The sequence below is a fragment of the Halalkalicoccus sp. NIPERK01 genome (genome assembly GCF_030287405.1).
GTDB lineage: Archaea > Halobacteriota > Halobacteria > Halobacteriales > Halalkalicoccaceae > Halalkalicoccus.
This window is the reverse complement of sequence record NZ_JASVVV010000001.1, coordinates 380,727-395,494: the sequence shown is the minus strand read 5'-3', so window position 1 is coordinate 395,494 and position 14,768 is coordinate 380,727. Positions and strand designations below refer to the sequence as shown.

The window sequence follows — 14,768 nt, the reverse complement described above, 5'->3', positions numbered from 1 at the left end:
GATGGCGACGGCGACGACAACGGAGACAGAGTTCACCATGGCCACGAGCGACAGACACGACCCCGCGACCGACGACCGAGCGAACTACGACTACACGAACGGCGACGTCGAGCGCCCCGACCTCGTGGCCGACCTCGAGGCCCGCGTCGATGGCGACGTCCGCTTCGACGAGTACTCCCGGGAGCTCTACGCGACCGACGCCAGCGCCTACGAGGTCACGCCCATCGGCGTCGTCTTCCCCACGTCGACCGACGACGTGGCGGCGGTGATGGGATACTGCGCCGAGCGCGAGATTCCCGTGCTGCCGCGTGGCGGCGGGACGAGCCTCGCGGGCCAGGCGGTCAACGAGGCGGTCGTGCTGGATTTCACCCGGTACATGAGCGACATCACGGGTGTCGACCCCGACGCGCGACGGGCGCGCGCCCAGACGGGAATCACGCTCGGCGAACTCAACCGGGCGCTCGAACCGGAGGGGTTGAAGTTCGCGCCCGATCCCTCGACGGCCGACCGCAGCGCCCTCGGGGGAGCGATCGGCAACAACACGACGGGCGCACACTCGCTTCTGTACGGGAAGACGGACGCCTACGTCGAGGAGTGCGAGGCCGTTCTGTCGGACGGTTCGGTCCACACCTTCGGCGAGATAGCCGTCGAGGAACTGCGTGAGGGGGCCGACCCCGAGGGCGAACTCGTCGAACGGATCTACGCGGAGGTCGTGCGGGTCCTCGACGAGGAGTGCGAGGCCGTCGAGGAGCGCTACCCGAGCATGAAGCGCAACGTCTCGGGCTACAACCTCGACGTACTGGTGGAGGAGGCACACGGGGAGGGAGCCACCGAGGAGGGGGTCGTCAACCTCGCGCGCCTTCTCGTCGGCAGCGAGGGGACGCTGGCGATCGTCACCGAGGCCGAGGTAGCGCTCGAACCGATCCCCGAGACCAAGGCCGTGGGGCTGCTCACCTACCACAGCCTACTGGAGGCGATGGAGGACGTCGGCCCGATCCTCGAACACGAGCCCGCGGCGCTGGAAGTGCTCGACGGCGTGCTGGTCGACCTCGCGCGCGGGCTCGACGAGTTCAAGGACGTCATCGGGATGTTGCCCGACGAGACCGACACGTTCCTCCTCGTGGAGTTCTACGCCGACTCCGACGAGGAGCGCCGCGAGAGGGTCGAAACCCTGTTGGAGGATCGCGTCGGCGAGATCGCCTTCGACGGCTACGAGGCCTACGACGAGGAGACACAGAAGGACTTCTGGAAGATGCGCAAGGCCTCGACGCCGATCCTGCTCTCCCGGACCGGCGACGAGAAACACATCGCGTTCATCGAGGACATCGCGATCCCGCCCGAGCACCTCCCGGAGTACACCGCCGAGTTCAAGGAGGTCTTCGAGAACCACGACACGTTCGGGAGCTTCTACGCGCACGCCGGACCGGGCTGCATGCACGTCCGGCCGCTGATCGACACCAAGACCGCGGAAGGCGTCGAGACGATGGTCTCGATCTCGGACGCCGCCACGGACCTCGCCGTGAAGTACGGCGGATCGGTTTCCGGAGAGCACGGCGACGGGAGAGCCAGAACCCAGTGGAACAAGAAGCTCTACGGCGAGCACCTCTGGGAGGTCTTTCGCGACCTGAAGACGGCGTTCGACCCCGACTGGCTCTTGAATCCCGGCTCCGTGTGTGGCGACTTCGACATGAGCGAGAACCTGCGGTTCGGCCCCGACTACGAGTTCGAGGCGGGCTTCGAGCCCGAACTCAACTGGGAGAACGAGAACGGGTTTCAGGGGATGGCCGAGCTGTGCCACGGCTGTGGCGGCTGTCGGACCAGCCAGGACGGCGCCGGCGGAGTGATGTGTCCCACGTATCGGGCATCCCACGAGGAGATCACGTCGACGCGGGGGCGGGCGAACATGCTTCGCCAGGCCATGAGCGGCGATTTGCCCGAGGAGGAGCAGTTCGACGTGGAGTTCATGCACGAGGTGATGGACCTCTGTGTGGGCTGTAAGGGCTGTGCGCGCGATTGCCCGAGCGAGGTCGACATGGCGAAGATGAAGGTCGAGGTCGAACACGAGTACCACCGGTGCCACGGGGTCGACCTTCGCTCTCGCGTCTTCGCGCGGATCGACTGGCTCTCGGACCTCGGGAGCGCGACCGCGCCGATCTCGAACCTCGCGAGTTCGCTTCCCGGATCGGGGCTCGTCACTGAGAAAGTGCTCGGGATCGCCCGCGAGCGCACGCTACCGGCGTTCGAGTCCGAGACGCTCACCGAGTGGTACGAAAAGCGCGGCCCGAAGGTCAGCGAGGCTGAAGCGGACAGAAAGGTCCTCCTGTTTCCGGACACGTTCACCGACCACAACAACACCGAGGCGGGGAAGGCCGCGATCAGAGTATTAGAAGCCGCGAACGTCCACGTGAAGATCCCCGAGGGCGTCACCGGCAGCGGGCGGCCCGCCCACTCGAAGGGGCTGATCGACCTCGCTCGGGAGAAGGCCGACCGCAACGTTACGGCGCTCGCGCCCGACGTCAACGCCGGCTGGGACGTGGTCGTCGTCGAGCCCTCCGATGCGGTGATGTTCCAACTCGACTATCTGGACTTGCTTTCGGGAGATGCGGTCGAACGGGTGGCCGAAAAGACCTACGACGTCATGGAGTACATAGACCGGTTCCGTCTGGACGAGGCGATGCGCTTCGCCGAGACGGACGAATCGCTCACGTACCACGGCCACTGCCACCAGAAGGCGATCAAGAAGGACCACCACACCGTCGGCGTTCTCAGGAGAGCGGGATACCGGGTCGACCCGCTCGATTCGGGCTGCTGTGGCATGGCGGGCTCCTTCGGCTACGAGGCCGAACACTACTCGATGAGCCAGGCGGTCGGCTCCGTGCTGTTCGGGCAGATCGAGGAGAGTGAAGGAGAGAGCGTCGTCGCCCCCGGCTCGTCGTGTCGCAGCCAGATCGGCGACGAATACGGGGAGAAGCCGCCCCACCCGGTCAGAAAGCTCGCCGAGGCGCTGGCCTAATCGGAGCCGAACGCGCCGCCCGCGGTCCACTCCTCCAACGTCGTCTGATCGCCCGCCACGTCCTCGAATACTTCCTCGGTGTGCTCGCCGAGTTGCGGCGCGGGATCGCGGATTTTGGGCTCGTAGCCCGCGAAATCGATCGGGTGACCCGGCAGCAGGCACTCGCCCCAGTCGGGGTCCTCGTGGGGGATCGTCAGATCGCGCGCCGCGGTCTGTTCGTGCTTGACGACGCCCGCGACGTCGTTGATCGGCCCGCAGGGAAAGCCGTACTCGGTGAGCGCGTCGAGCCAGAATTCCGTACTCTCCGTCTCGAACTCCGCCTCGATGATTCCCAGTACCTCCTCGGCGTGCTCCTGGCGATCGTCGTTGGTTGGGAACTCCGCGAGTTCCTCGCGGCCCAGTAGCTCGACGAAGTCGCCCCAGCGGTCGTCGCTGGGGACGCCCGTGACGAGCGCACCATCCGACGTCTCGAAGCGCTGGTAGGGCACGAGCGTCTGGTGGCTCGTCCCCTGCGGGCCCGGCACGCTCCCGTCCATCGAGTACTCGGTGAGGTACTCGTTCAGGAGCGTCACGATGGAGTCGAACAGCCCGACGTCGAACTTCCCGGTGAACTCCTCACCTCCCCGCTCGCGCTCGTAGAGCCGGGCGAGGACGCCCATCGTCGCGAACATCCCCGTCGTGAGGTCGCCGATGGCTTGGCCCACCTTCACGGGCTCACCGCCCTCCGGCCCGGTGACGCTCATGATCCCGCCCTCGGCCTGGAGGATCAGGTCGAGACCCGGTTTCTCCTTATACGGCCCGCTCTCGCCGTAGCCCTTGATGCTCGCGTAGACGAGCCCGGGATTGCGCTCGCGGAGGTCGTCGTAACCGATGCCGAGTTTGTCGGTGACACCATATCCGAAGTTCTCGACGAAGACGTCTGCTGTCGAGAGCAGCGACCGGGCCGCCTCGACGCCCGCCTCGCTCTTCAGGTCGAGCGTCACCGACTTCTTATTTCTATTGTTCGCCATGAAGTACCCCGACTTGCCCTCGGGACCGACGCCCTGCGAGCGCGCGGGGTCGCCGGCGCCGGGCCGTTCGATCTTCACGACCTCCGCGCCCATGTCCGCGAGCAGCGCGCCGCAGAACGGGCCCGCGCGGTGGGCGGTCATCTCGACGACGGAGACGCCGGCGAGCGGGCCCTGATTCCCGGCCATGCTCACTCGCCCTCGTTGAACTCGTCGACCAGTTCACGGCGCTCGTCGGTGGCGAACTGCTCCCACCACAGGTCGGCCTCGAACTCGCGGGCGCTCTCGGCGTCGGGTGCTTGGGCCGCGTGGTTGAGCGCGCGCTTGGAGTTCTTCACCGCGCCCCGACCCGTATTTTGAATCCCGTCGACGATTCCCTCGACCGTCGCGTCCAGTTCCTCGCGCGGGACGGCGTGGTTCACGAGGCCGATCCGTTCGGCCTCTTCCGCGTCGATGAACCCCGCGGTGAAGACGATCTCCTTGGCTTTGGCCTCGCCGACGAGTTCGATCGCCCGCTTGTTCGATCCGCCAGTGGGAATCTGTCCGATGTTCGCGGTCGGCACGCCGAACTTCGCCTCCTCGACGGCGACGCGCATGTCACAGAACATCGCGAAGATCAGCCCGCCGCCGACGCAGTAGCCGTTGATCTTCGCGATCACGGGCGCGTGGCAGTTCAGGGGCTTCTGGTACATCTCGTAAAAGAGGTCCTGGCGGTCCTCCTGGTGGGCGTGTTCTTCGGTCGTACCAGCGTATTCCGTTATATCCGCACCAGCCGAGAAGGCGTCCTCGCCCTCGCCGGTGACGACGACCGCGTCGATGTCCCTGTCGAGTTGGATCTCGTTGAAGGCTCTCGAAAGGTCCAACATCACCGCGTCATTCAGCGCGTTGTACACCTCGGGGCGGTGGAACTCGATCGTGGCGACGCCCTCGGCGACGTCGACGCTGATGCTCTCGTAGGCCGTGTGGCTGACCATGTGGAGTCACCGCACACCCGGGGCAAAAGTCTTCCCGAAAGCCCTCGGCTGACCTTGGCAGGTCAGCCTCGCCCTTTTCATTTCCACAAAAGCCCTCAGCGCTCGCTGGCGCTCGCGCTTCGCCCTTTTAATGTCCGCCAGGACCGTTTGCGAGCAGTTCGGATCCGAACTGCTCGCTCAGGACGCCAGCCGTTCCCCGCTCCGCTCGGGCGGTCGCCGAGAGTGGCGACCGCCCTCGCGCCGGCCACCGCAGTAGTCACAGGGACTCACACGGCGCGACTCCGTAACGGCTTAATCCTCTCCCCGGGTGTGTGCGAGTACATGTCTTACGAGATCGCCACGATCCCCGGCGACGGGATCGGGCCGGAAGTCGTCGAGGCGACGCTGCCGCTGTTCGAGGAGGTTGCCGAGGGCCACGGCGTCGAAATCGAGTTCACGCGGTACGACTGGAGCAGCGACCGGTACCTCTCGGAGGGCGCGATGATGCCCGAGGACGGCCTCGACCGGATCGAGGACAGCGACGCCATCCTGCTGGGCGCCGTCGGCCATCCCGAAGTGCCCGATCACGTCACGCTCCACGGCCTGCTCCTCCCGATCCGCAAGGAGTTCAACCAGCAGGTCTGCGAGCGCCCGTCGATCCTCTTCGACGGTGTCGAGAGCCCGCTCAAGGGCTATTCCGGTGGTGACGTGGACTTCGTGGTCTTCCGGGAGAACACCGAGGGCGAGTACGCCGACGTCGGCGGGCGCGAGCACGTCGGCTTCGGCCACGAGGTCGCGGTCCAGAGTTCGGTGTTCACCCGCCAGGGCACCGAGGCGATCCTCCGGGCGGCGTTCGAGGCCGCCGAGGAACGGGAGGGACATCTCACGAGCATCACGAAATCGAACGCCCAGGCCTACAGCATGGTTTTCTGGGACGACGTGGTCGGAGACGTTCGAGAAGAGTACCCCGACGTCGAGGTCGAGAGCCTGCTCGTGGATGCCGCCTCGATGGACTTCATCCGCCGGCCCGAGGAGTTCGACGTGGTCGTCGCCTCGAACCTCTTTGGGGACATCCTCACCGACATCGGCGCCATAGTAACGGGAAGCATGGGCCTCGCGCCGTCGGGAAACATCAACCGTTCCGGTACCTACCCATCGATGTTCGAGCCAGTACACGGAAGCGCCCCCGACATCGCCGGTCAGGGGATCGCCAACCCGATCGCGACGGTGCTCTCGGGGGCGATGCTGTTCGAGAACGTCGGCGAGGACGAGGTGTCGGAAGCCCTCTGGAGCGCGGTCCGTGAGGTGCTCGCCGACGAGTCGGCACCGACGCCGCCGGATCTGGGCGGGTCGGCGACGACCGAGCAGATCGTGAACGCGCTCGTCGAGCGCCTCTGATCAGGCCTCGGTCCGAAGCGAGACGACCGGACACTCCGCGCTCAGGAGGACGGACTGGACGACGCTTCCGAACAGCGCCTTCCCGACCGGGGAGCGCTTCCGTCCGGCGGCGACGATGTAGCGTGCGCCCTGCTCGTTGGCGTACCCGACGATCTCGTCGGCCGGGTCCCCCACCAACCCGACGGCCGTGGCGGTGACGTTCGCCTCGGCGATGGTCTCGTCGGCGATGTTCCGCGCGGTCTCGACGACGCTCTCGAGGGGGACCGCCTCGCCCGTCTCGCTCACGTTCGTCCGTTCGAGCGAGACGAACTCCTCGCGCGTGAGGACGTGGAGCACGTCCACGGGTTCGTCGAACGCCTCGCCGAGCGTGACGGCCTCGCGGACGACTGCGCTCGCCCTGTCGCTCCGATCGACGGCTGCAACGATCACCATGTCCCGTGTTGACGGGCACCGATATTAAAGGGCCCGGAAGTATTCGACCGTTGGCAGGACACGCCCCGTCCGCGAGCGACGACCCGCCCGATAACCCGGACCCACCACCGGGGCGGCCGGCCGGTTTCGTCAGTCGTCACCTCGTCCGGGAGAAACATACGGAAAGATTTATGTATCTACTCTATGATCATGATAGTGAGACCCTAACGTATGGCATCGGAGACAGAAGGCTCCGTGCGTTTGGGTGACGATTCAGGTGACTGCGCCCGATCCGTACGGGTCCGGGCGCACACGCGGTTCGATCGTCGTCCGGGGTCGGAAACGAGGAAGCATGAGCAATAAAGACAACGACTCGACATCACGGGAGGTAGCGAACCGGGCGGTAGCTGGACGCCGACGATTCCTGCAGATGGCTGGCGCGGGATCCGTCGCGGCGCTCGCGGGCTGTCTGGCCGGTGACAACGGCGGCGGCGGCGGTGGCGGCGACGGGGGCGACTGGGAACCGAGCCAGTCGATCCGGTACATCGTCCCGTACGACCAAGGTGGCGGCACGGACGTCTACGCCCGGGGGATCCAGGAGGGGCTGGCGGAGGCGACCGGCCAGTCGATCCAGATCGACAACATCCCCGGCGCGGGCGGGCTCAACGGTTTCGGCGAACTGATGGGTTCTCAGCCCGACGGCCACACCATACTCGGGAGCGCGACGCCGTTGGAGGTCGCTCCGCAACTGCTCGAGGACCCGGGGTTCGACCAGCGCGACGCCGAAGGCGTCTGCGTCTTCGGGCAGTCGGCGTGGACGCTCGTCGTCAACTCCGAGTACGAAGGGCAGGTCGAGACGTTCGACGACGTCATCCAGATGTACAACTCCGGGGAGTGGGAGACGATCGGCGTCCAGGAACCCGGTAGCTCACAGGACATCATCGTCCTGCTCGCGCGGTACCAAATGGAGGAGTACGATTGGCAGTGGACCAACCGCGCACAGTACACCGGGACCGGCCCCGTCTCGCAGGCGGTCGCGAGCGGCGAGGTCCCCGCCGGTATCGGGACCGACGCGGGCACGCAGTCGGTCGTCGAGAACGGCCGCATCTACCCGGTCGTGAGCTTCGTCAGCGATGGGACGGAGGTCTACCCGGACCTCCCCTCGGTGACCGACGAGGGCTATCCGGAGATGGACTTCGTCGGCGGGCTGAGCCGAGGGGTGTTCGCCCCGCCGGAGACCGAGGGCTCCCGGACGCAGGCGCTCTCGGACATGTTCGCCGAGGCCGTCGAGGCCGACAGCACGCAGAGCTGGTCCGACGACACGGGCAACCCCGTCTTCCACGAGGGGCCCGACGCGGCGAACCAGCTCCTCGACGACGCCTTCGCGGCCTACGAGGAGAACAACGTCGTCCAACTCGTCGAAGAAAACGCCTGATCGGTACCATCGCGGCGAACTCTTTCCCAATATGTCAATAAAACAGAAGTACGAACAGGTGACCCCAGAGCACGTGATGCTCGGGATCCTCCTCGTCCTCAGCGTGGTGTTTCTGATCGAACCGATCGTCTCGGAGTATCCGGACGACGCCCGGGTGTTCCCCCAGATGACGGGGGCAGTCGTCTTCGTGGGGTCGCTGCTGTTGCTCGTGCAGAACTACCTCCCGGGGCCGCTTCGGACGGTCGTCGCGGAGAGCATCAACATCACCAGCGGCGACATGACCGCCCAGGAGGAGGTCGCCCAGCGCGAGGCTCAACAGACGGGTTCGGAACCCAAGCGGACGCTCGGGCGGGAGTACGGCTACGAGGTGAACGACACGGTGTTCATGGTGGTCTCGGCGACGCTGTACTTCTTCGCGGGCTGGGCGGCCGGCTTCCTGTTCGTCACGCCGCTGTTCGTGTTCGGGTACACGAGTTGGTTTCGCGTCCGGCCGCTCGTGGGCGGCGCGCTCGCGATCCTGTCGACCCTCATCGTCTACCTGTTCATCGAGTTCCTGATCCTGCCGTTCGACCGCGGCGCGATCTTCGACTTCAGCCCGTTCCTCCCGACCGCGATCGACCCGATCACGCTGCTCGTCGGGGTGGTGGCGTAGATGGTGGTCGAGCCCATCGTCCAGGGCCAGGTAGCCCTGCAGGTCGACACCCTCATCGAGGGGTTCGAAATAGCGATCAGTTGGCCCGTGATTGGGTGGATGACCGTCGGGTTGCTGCTGGGGATCGTCCTCGGGGCGCTGCCCGGGATCGGCTCGCCGGTCGGGATGGCGATCGTCCTCCCGCTGACCCTGCCGCTGGATTCGACCTCGGCGATCATCCTGCTGGCGTCGATCTACAGCGGGGCGATGTTCGGCGGCTCGATCGCCGCGATCCTGATCAACGCCCCCGGCACCGAATCGGCGGCGGCGACCACGCTCGACGGCTATCCGATGGCCAAACAGGGGCTGGCGAAGAACGCGCTGGCGATCGCGACGACCGCCTCGGCGCTCAACGGGTTTCTGGCCGCGATCGTGCTGATCCTGATCTCGCCGATCCTGATCGGGGTCGTCCTCGCCTTTGGCTCGCCCGAGTACTTCCTGCTCGCGATCCTCGGTATCTCGCTGATCACGATCGTCACGCAGGGCTCGATCGTCAAGGGGCTCGTCGCCGGGGCGCTCGGTCTCATGATCTCGACGATCGGGACCGGGATCCTGAGCCCGACGCCGCGATTTACTTTCGGGCAGTTCGGCCTCTATAACGGCATCGACTTCGTCGCCGCGCTGATCGGGATGTTCGCGTTCGCGGAGATGATGAAACTCGCCGCCAGGAGCCAGATCGCCGAGAGCGACATCGAACTCGCCGGCAGCATCAAGGACGGCGTCATGACCGTCTTCAAGTACCCGAAGACGACGCTCAAGGCCGGGGTGATCGGGATGTTGATCGGGATGATCCCCGGATCGGGCGCGACGACCTCGACGTTCGTCGCCTACGCCGAGGAGGCCCGCTCGTCGGCCAAGGACGGCCGGTTCGGCGACGGCGACCCGCGCGGCGTGATCGCCCCCGAGGGGGCGAACAACCCCACCGTCAGCGGCTCGCTCGTCCCCACCCTTTCGTTCGGGATCCCCGGCAGCGGGTCGACCGCCGTGTTGCTCGGTGGCCTCCTAATGCACGGCCTCCAGCCCGGTCCGACGCTGTTCGGCGATCAGCTCCAGATCACCTACGCGCTGTTCATCTCGCTGTTTCTGAGTAACATCCTCATCGTCCTCGTCGGGCTGTCGGTCATCCCCTATGCGAGCCGGATCACCGAGATCGACACGAACGTCATCATCCCGGTGGTGGTGGTGCTCTCGTTCATCGGCGCGTTCACGCTGAACCGGAACTGGTTCGACACCGGCGCGGTGATCGCACTCGGTCTTCTCGGCTACTACATGGTGAAGTACAACTACTCGGTGATCGCGTTCGTCCTCGGGATCGTCCTCGGGCCGATCGCCGAGGAGAACTTCTTCCGGTCGCTCCAGATCTCCGGCGGCGATTACGGCATCTTCTTCGACCCGATCGACCGACCGCTGTCGTTCCTGCTCACGCTGGGGATCTTCCTCATCCTGAGCGGGCCGTTCCTCAAACCCTACTTCGAGCGGATCGTGAGCCGCGCCTGACCCACAAACCCTATCCCTCCTCGCGTCGCGTCTCGTCCATGCACCCCACCGGGATCGACCACCTCGTTCTCACCGTCAGCGACGTCGAGGCCACGTGTGGCTTCTACGGCGACGTCCTCGGCGCGACCGTCGTCACCTTCGGCCCGGACGACAGGACGGCCCTCCGGTTCGGCGACCAGAAGATCAACCTCCACAAGGCGGGCGGGGAGTTCGAGCCACACGCCCGCTCGCCGACGCCCGGCTCCGGGGACTTCTGTCTGCTCGTCGAGTCCGGCATCGAGGAGGTCGTCGACCACCTCGACGAGAGCGACGTCGAGACAGTCCACGGCCCGGTCGAAAAGCACGGGACGCTCGGGCCGATGCGGTCGGTCTACGTCCGCGACCCGGACGGGAACCTCGTCGAACTCGCGTCCTACGAGGAAACCCATTAGTCGTCGCGCTCCGTGGCCCCGGTATGGCCGAGGGATGGAAGCACGTCTCACTGGCGGACCTGACCACGAACCCCGAGAAACCCGGCGAGCGCTGGGAGCTCTCGCCCGAACTCGGAATCGAGGCGTTCAACTTCAACGTCGCGATCCTCGAAGCCGAGGATCGGCTCTCACAGAACCACTTTCACTATCACGAGAACCAACAGGAACTCTTCTTCGTGATCGAGGGGCGGTGTCGCGTCGAGACGGTCGAGGAGGGGTTCGAGATGGGGGTCGACGAGGCCGTCGTCTTCGAGAAGGGCGAGGCGGGCGCACACGTGATCTACAACCCGTTCGAGGAGCCCTGTACGGTCGTCGCGGTCGGCTGGCCCCCGGAGGGGCGCTACCCGGTCCACCAACTGGAGACGACCGATGCGGTAAGCGAGGGACGCGATCCACAGAGTAATGGGTCGTCCCCGGGGAACTAGAGGCATGGCGACGAACCCCACGACGAACGCACCCCCGGCGCGCGACGAACGGGCGTCGTACGACTACGCCGACGCCGAGGAGGCGGTCCCGGAGGCGCTCGCCTCGCTCCCGCAACTCGTCGGCGGCGACGTCCGATTCGACGACTACTCCCGGGAGCTCTACGCGACCGACGCCAGCGCCTACGAGGTGCTACCTATTGGAGTGGTCTTTCCGACCTCGACCCGGGACGTGCAGGTGGTGATGCGCCACTGTGCGAGAAACGGCATCCCCGTGCTGCCCCGCGGCGGCGGGACGAGCCTCGCGGGCCAGTCGGTCAACGAGGCGGTCGTGCTCGATTTCACCCGATACATGGACGGCGTGGAGGAGATGGATCCCGAGGCGAAGAGAGCGCGTGCGGAGGCCGGCGTCTATCTGGGCGACCTCAATGCCGAACTCGCCCCCCACGGCCTGAAGTTCGCGCCCGACCCCGCCTGGGGCGACAAGAGCGCCCTCGGAGGGGCGATCGGCAACAACTCGACGGGCGCACACTCGCTGAAGTACGGCAAGACCGACGCCTACGTCGAGGAGTGCGAGGTCGTCCTCGCCGACGGGACGCGCACGACCTTCGGGGAGATCACGCTCGAGGAACTCGCCGAGCGGGCCGACCCCGAGGGGGACCTCGAGGCGCGGATCCACGCCGAGGTCCGAAGGATCGTCGAGGAGGAGGCCGACGACGTCGAGGAGGCCTACCCCGACCTGAAGCGAAACGTCTCGGGGTACAACCTCGACATGCTGATCGAGGAGGCGCGCGCAGTCCGGGACGGCACCGCGGAGACGATCAACCTCGCGCGCCTGCTCGCGGGCAGCGAGGGAACGCTCGCGATCGTCACCGAGGCCGAAGTGAGCCTCGAACCGATCCCCGAGACCAAGGCGATGGCGCTGCTGACCTACGACACCCTGATCGACGCGATGGAGGACGTCGCGCCGATCCTCGAACACGACCCCGCAGCCGTCGAGGTGATGGACGACGTGTTGCTGGATCTGGCTCGCGAGACCGAGGAGTTCAAGGACGTCGTCTCGATGCTGCCGCCCGAGGCGTCCTCGGTCCTCATCGTCGAGTTCTACGCCGAGGACGACGCCGAAGGGATGGAGAGGGTCGCAGGCCTGCTCGCGGATCGAGCGCCGGAGGCCGACAGCGAGGGTGAACCGGGCGACGATCCCGTTCGGACGGGCGCCCCGCTCAACGCGACGGCGGCGATGGAGGCCCACGACGACGCCGAGCGCGCGCTGTTCTGGAAGATGCGAAAGAGCGGCCTGCCGATCCTGCTCTCGCGTACCTCCGACGAGAAACACATCTCGTTCATCGAGGACTGCGCGGTCCCGCCCGAACACCTCCCGGAGTACGCGAGCGAGTTCCAGGAGATCCTCGAGGACAACGGCACGTTCGCGAGCATCTACGCCCACGCCGGTCCCGGCGTCCTCCACGTCCGCCCGCTGATCAACACCAAGGAGGTCGATGGCGTCGACGCGATGGTCGACATCGCCGACCGGGTGACGGACGCCGTCGCCCGATTTGGAGGAAGCGTTTCCGGGGAGCACGGCGACGGCAGAGCCAGAACCCAGTGGAACCGCAAGCTCTACGGCGACCATCTCTGGGAGGTGTTCCGCGACCTCAAAACCGCGTTCGACCCCGATTGGTTGTTGAATCCCGGCTCCGTGTGTGGCGACTTCGACATGAGCGAACATCTCAGGTTCTCGCCGGAGTACGAGTTCGAGATGGGCTTCGAGCCCGAACTCAACTGGGACAACGAGAACGGCTTCCAGGGGATGGCCGAGCTGTGCCACGGCTGTGGCGGCTGTCGGGGCCCCCAAGAAACCACTGGCGGGGTGATGTGCCCGACGTTCCGGGCCAGCGAGGAGGAGATCACGAGCACGAGAGGACGGGCGAACATGCTCCGACAGGCCATGAGCGGCGACCTGCCCGACGGGGAAGCGTTCAGCGAGAAGTTCGTCACCGAGGTGATGGACCTGTGTATCGGCTGTAAGGGCTGTGCGAAGGACTGTCCTTCCGAGGTCGACATGGCGAAGCTCAAGGCGGAGGTGACCCACGAGTACCACCGGCGCCACGGGGCGGGCCTCCGGTCGCGGCTGTTCGCGAACATCGACACGCTCTCGAAACTCGGCAGTGCGACCGCGCCGGTCTCGAACTGGCTGTCCGAACTTCCGGGGGCCCGCCTCGCGATGGAGAAGACGCTCGGGATCGCCCGCGAGCGCTCGCTCCCGGAGTTCCACCGCGAGACGTTGGAAAGCTGGTTCGAGGCCCGTGGCCCGCGGGTGAGCGAATCGGCCGCGGATCGCAAGGCGCTGTTGGTGCCCGACACCTACACCAACCACAACCACCCCGCGGTCGGCAGGGCCGCCGTCCGTGTCCTCGAAAACGCGGGTGTTCATGTCGAACTCGCCGACGTTGGCGACAGCGGCCGGCCCGCCTTCTCGAAGGGCTTCCTCGACGCCGCCCGCGAGTGCGCCGAGGCGAACGTCGCGGCGCTCGCACCCCGGATCGAGGAGGGCTGGGACGTAGTGGTCCCCGAGCCCTCCGACGCGGTGATGTTCCAACTCGACTACCTCGACCTGCTGTCCGGTTCGGCCGTCGAGTCGGTCGCGGTCAACACCTACGGCGTCATGGAATACCTGAACGCCTTCGACCTCGACCTGCCGGCGGGCGAGGGCTCGCTCGCGTACCACGGCCACTGCCACCAGAAGGCGACGAAGAAGGACGTCCACGCCGCGGCGGTGCTCTCGCAGGCGGGTTACGACGTCGACGTCCTCGATTCGGGCTGCTGTGGGATGGCCGGTTCCTTCGGGTACGAGGCGGATCACTACGCGATGAGCGAGGCGATCGGTTCGATCCTCGTCGAGCAGGTCGAGGAAAGCGACGGTAAGCGGGTCGTCGCCCCCGGTGCCTCCTGTCGAGGCCAACTCGAGGATCTCACCGACGAGGAGCCACCCCACCCGATCGAGGTGCTCGCGGAGGGGCTGTAGTGCCTGTACTCCAGTTCGACACCAGCGCGGCGATGACCGCGGGCGAGAAGCGCGCGTTCGCCCGCCGTGTGCGGAGCCTCTACGCCGAGCACATGGACACCGGCACGGACCACGTCGCGGTGGTGATCCGCGAGCGCACCGAATCGGAGCTCTCGATCGGTCGGGCCGACCCGGACCAGCCCTGTCTGGTTCTCGACGCCGAGATACGCCGGGGCCGCGAGTTCGAACGGAAGCGATCGTTCGCGCTCGCGGTGATGGGCCTCGCGAACGACGCGTGGGCGATTCCCGATCCGAACATGAAGGTCGTCTTCACCGAACACGCCGGTGAGGACGTGATGGGCGTCGACCGCGTCGGCAGCGAGCGAGCAGGAGACGAAAGTAATTAGAACCGCGAACGGAGAAAACGCTCCCGATCCGAACAAACAGAGGATGTTCGACGGATAAAT

General features: G+C 66.4%; 12 protein-coding genes. 9 read left to right on the top strand and 3 right to left on the bottom strand.

From position 1 onward, the window contains the following. Positions 1 to 37: 37 nt before the first annotated feature. Positions 38 to 3,013 carry an FAD-binding and (Fe-S)-binding domain-containing protein gene (locus tag QRT08_RS02070; RefSeq protein ID WP_286044033.1) on the top strand — a complete coding sequence of 992 codons (2,976 nt, stop codon included), beginning with the start codon at positions 38 to 40 and terminating at the stop codon, positions 3,011 to 3,013. Here QRT08_RS02070 and QRT08_RS02065 read toward each other — a convergent pair. Next, positions 3,010 to 4,209 carry a CaiB/BaiF CoA transferase family protein gene (locus tag QRT08_RS02065; RefSeq protein ID WP_286044032.1) on the bottom strand — a complete coding sequence of 400 codons (1,200 nt, stop codon included), beginning with the start codon at positions 4,207 to 4,209 and terminating at the stop codon, positions 3,010 to 3,012. The two genes, QRT08_RS02070 and QRT08_RS02065, sit on opposite strands and share 4 nt — an antisense overlap. Before the next feature lie 2 nt (positions 4,210 to 4,211). Beyond that, positions 4,212 to 4,994 carry an enoyl-CoA hydratase/isomerase family protein gene (locus QRT08_RS02060; RefSeq protein ID WP_286044030.1) on the bottom strand — a complete coding sequence of 261 codons (783 nt, stop codon included), beginning with the start codon at positions 4,992 to 4,994 and terminating at the stop codon, positions 4,212 to 4,214. Positions 4,995 to 5,315: 321 nt separating this feature from the next. Here QRT08_RS02060 and QRT08_RS02055 point away from each other — a divergent pair, with 321 nt between their 5' ends. Continuing rightward, positions 5,316 to 6,371: an isocitrate/isopropylmalate dehydrogenase family protein gene (locus QRT08_RS02055; RefSeq protein ID WP_286044029.1), complete on the top strand. Its 1,056-nt coding sequence runs from the start codon at positions 5,316 to 5,318 to the stop codon at positions 6,369 to 6,371. On the opposite strand, the gene QRT08_RS02050 is transcribed toward QRT08_RS02055, so the two are convergent. Next, the gene (locus tag QRT08_RS02050; protein WP_286044028.1) at positions 6,372 to 6,803 is read right to left on the bottom strand and encodes a universal stress protein; all 432 of its coding nucleotides are present in this window, start codon (positions 6,801 to 6,803) and stop codon (positions 6,372 to 6,374) included. A gap of 331 nt (positions 6,804 to 7,134) precedes the next feature. On the opposite strand from QRT08_RS02050, the gene QRT08_RS02045 reads away from it, so the two are divergent. Genes QRT08_RS02045 through QRT08_RS02015 form a run of 7 tightly spaced genes read left to right on the top strand, consistent with a single transcriptional unit; the run spans position 7,135 to position 14,708 of the window. Continuing rightward, positions 7,135 to 8,217, top strand: coding sequence for a Bug family tripartite tricarboxylate transporter substrate binding protein (locus tag QRT08_RS02045; protein ID WP_286044027.1), 1,083 nt, complete (start codon positions 7,135 to 7,137; stop codon positions 8,215 to 8,217). Between the two features lie 31 nt (positions 8,218 to 8,248). Further along, complete coding sequence (locus tag QRT08_RS02040; RefSeq protein WP_286044025.1) at positions 8,249 to 8,869, top strand: hypothetical protein; 621 nt, start codon at positions 8,249 to 8,251, stop codon at positions 8,867 to 8,869. Next, positions 8,870 to 10,405: a tripartite tricarboxylate transporter permease gene (locus tag QRT08_RS02035; RefSeq protein WP_286044024.1), complete on the top strand. Its 1,536-nt coding sequence runs from the start codon at positions 8,870 to 8,872 to the stop codon at positions 10,403 to 10,405. Between the two features lie 38 nt (positions 10,406 to 10,443). Continuing rightward, entirely contained in the window at positions 10,444 to 10,836 is a 393-nt protein-coding gene (locus QRT08_RS02030; protein ID WP_286044023.1) for a VOC family protein, read from the top strand. Between the two features lie 23 nt (positions 10,837 to 10,859). After that, positions 10,860 to 11,300: a cupin domain-containing protein gene (locus QRT08_RS02025; protein ID WP_286044021.1), complete on the top strand. Its 441-nt coding sequence runs from the start codon at positions 10,860 to 10,862 to the stop codon at positions 11,298 to 11,300. Positions 11,301 to 11,304: 4 nt separating this feature from the next. Beyond that, on the top strand, positions 11,305 to 14,322 hold the full coding sequence (locus tag QRT08_RS02020; RefSeq protein WP_286044020.1) for an FAD-binding and (Fe-S)-binding domain-containing protein: 3,018 nt from the start codon (positions 11,305 to 11,307) through the stop codon (positions 14,320 to 14,322). After that, positions 14,322 to 14,708 carry a tautomerase family protein gene (locus QRT08_RS02015; RefSeq protein ID WP_286044018.1) on the top strand — a complete coding sequence of 129 codons (387 nt, stop codon included), beginning with the start codon at positions 14,322 to 14,324 and terminating at the stop codon, positions 14,706 to 14,708. Before QRT08_RS02020 ends, QRT08_RS02015 begins: the two co-directional genes overlap by 1 nt. Positions 14,709 to 14,768 lie beyond the last annotated feature (60 nt).

Excerpts from the sequence above, each read along its gene's own strand:
- QRT08_RS02060 (WP_286044030.1), bottom strand. The coding sequence starts at position 4,994 with ATGGTCAGCCACACGGCCTACGAGAGCATCAGCGTCGACGTCGCCGAG.
- QRT08_RS02040 (WP_286044025.1), top strand. The coding sequence starts at position 8,249 with ATGTCAATAAAACAGAAGTACGAACAGGTGACCCCAGAGCACGTGATG.
- QRT08_RS02030 (WP_286044023.1), top strand. The coding sequence starts at position 10,444 with ATGCACCCCACCGGGATCGACCACCTCGTTCTCACCGTCAGCGACGTC.
- QRT08_RS02055 (WP_286044029.1), top strand. The coding sequence starts at position 5,316 with ATGTCTTACGAGATCGCCACGATCCCCGGCGACGGGATCGGGCCGGAA.
- QRT08_RS02025 (WP_286044021.1), top strand. The coding sequence starts at position 10,860 with ATGGCCGAGGGATGGAAGCACGTCTCACTGGCGGACCTGACCACGAAC.
- QRT08_RS02045 (WP_286044027.1), top strand. The coding sequence starts at position 7,135 with ATGAGCAATAAAGACAACGACTCGACATCACGGGAGGTAGCGAACCGG.
- QRT08_RS02035 (WP_286044024.1), top strand. The coding sequence starts at position 8,870 with ATGGTGGTCGAGCCCATCGTCCAGGGCCAGGTAGCCCTGCAGGTCGAC.
- QRT08_RS02070 (WP_286044033.1), top strand. The coding sequence starts at position 38 with ATGGCCACGAGCGACAGACACGACCCCGCGACCGACGACCGAGCGAAC.
- QRT08_RS02050 (WP_286044028.1), bottom strand. The coding sequence starts at position 6,803 with ATGGTGATCGTTGCAGCCGTCGATCGGAGCGACAGGGCGAGCGCAGTC.
- QRT08_RS02065 (WP_286044032.1), bottom strand. The coding sequence starts at position 4,209 with ATGGCCGGGAATCAGGGCCCGCTCGCCGGCGTCTCCGTCGTCGAGATG.
- QRT08_RS02020 (WP_286044020.1), top strand. The coding sequence starts at position 11,305 with ATGGCGACGAACCCCACGACGAACGCACCCCCGGCGCGCGACGAACGG.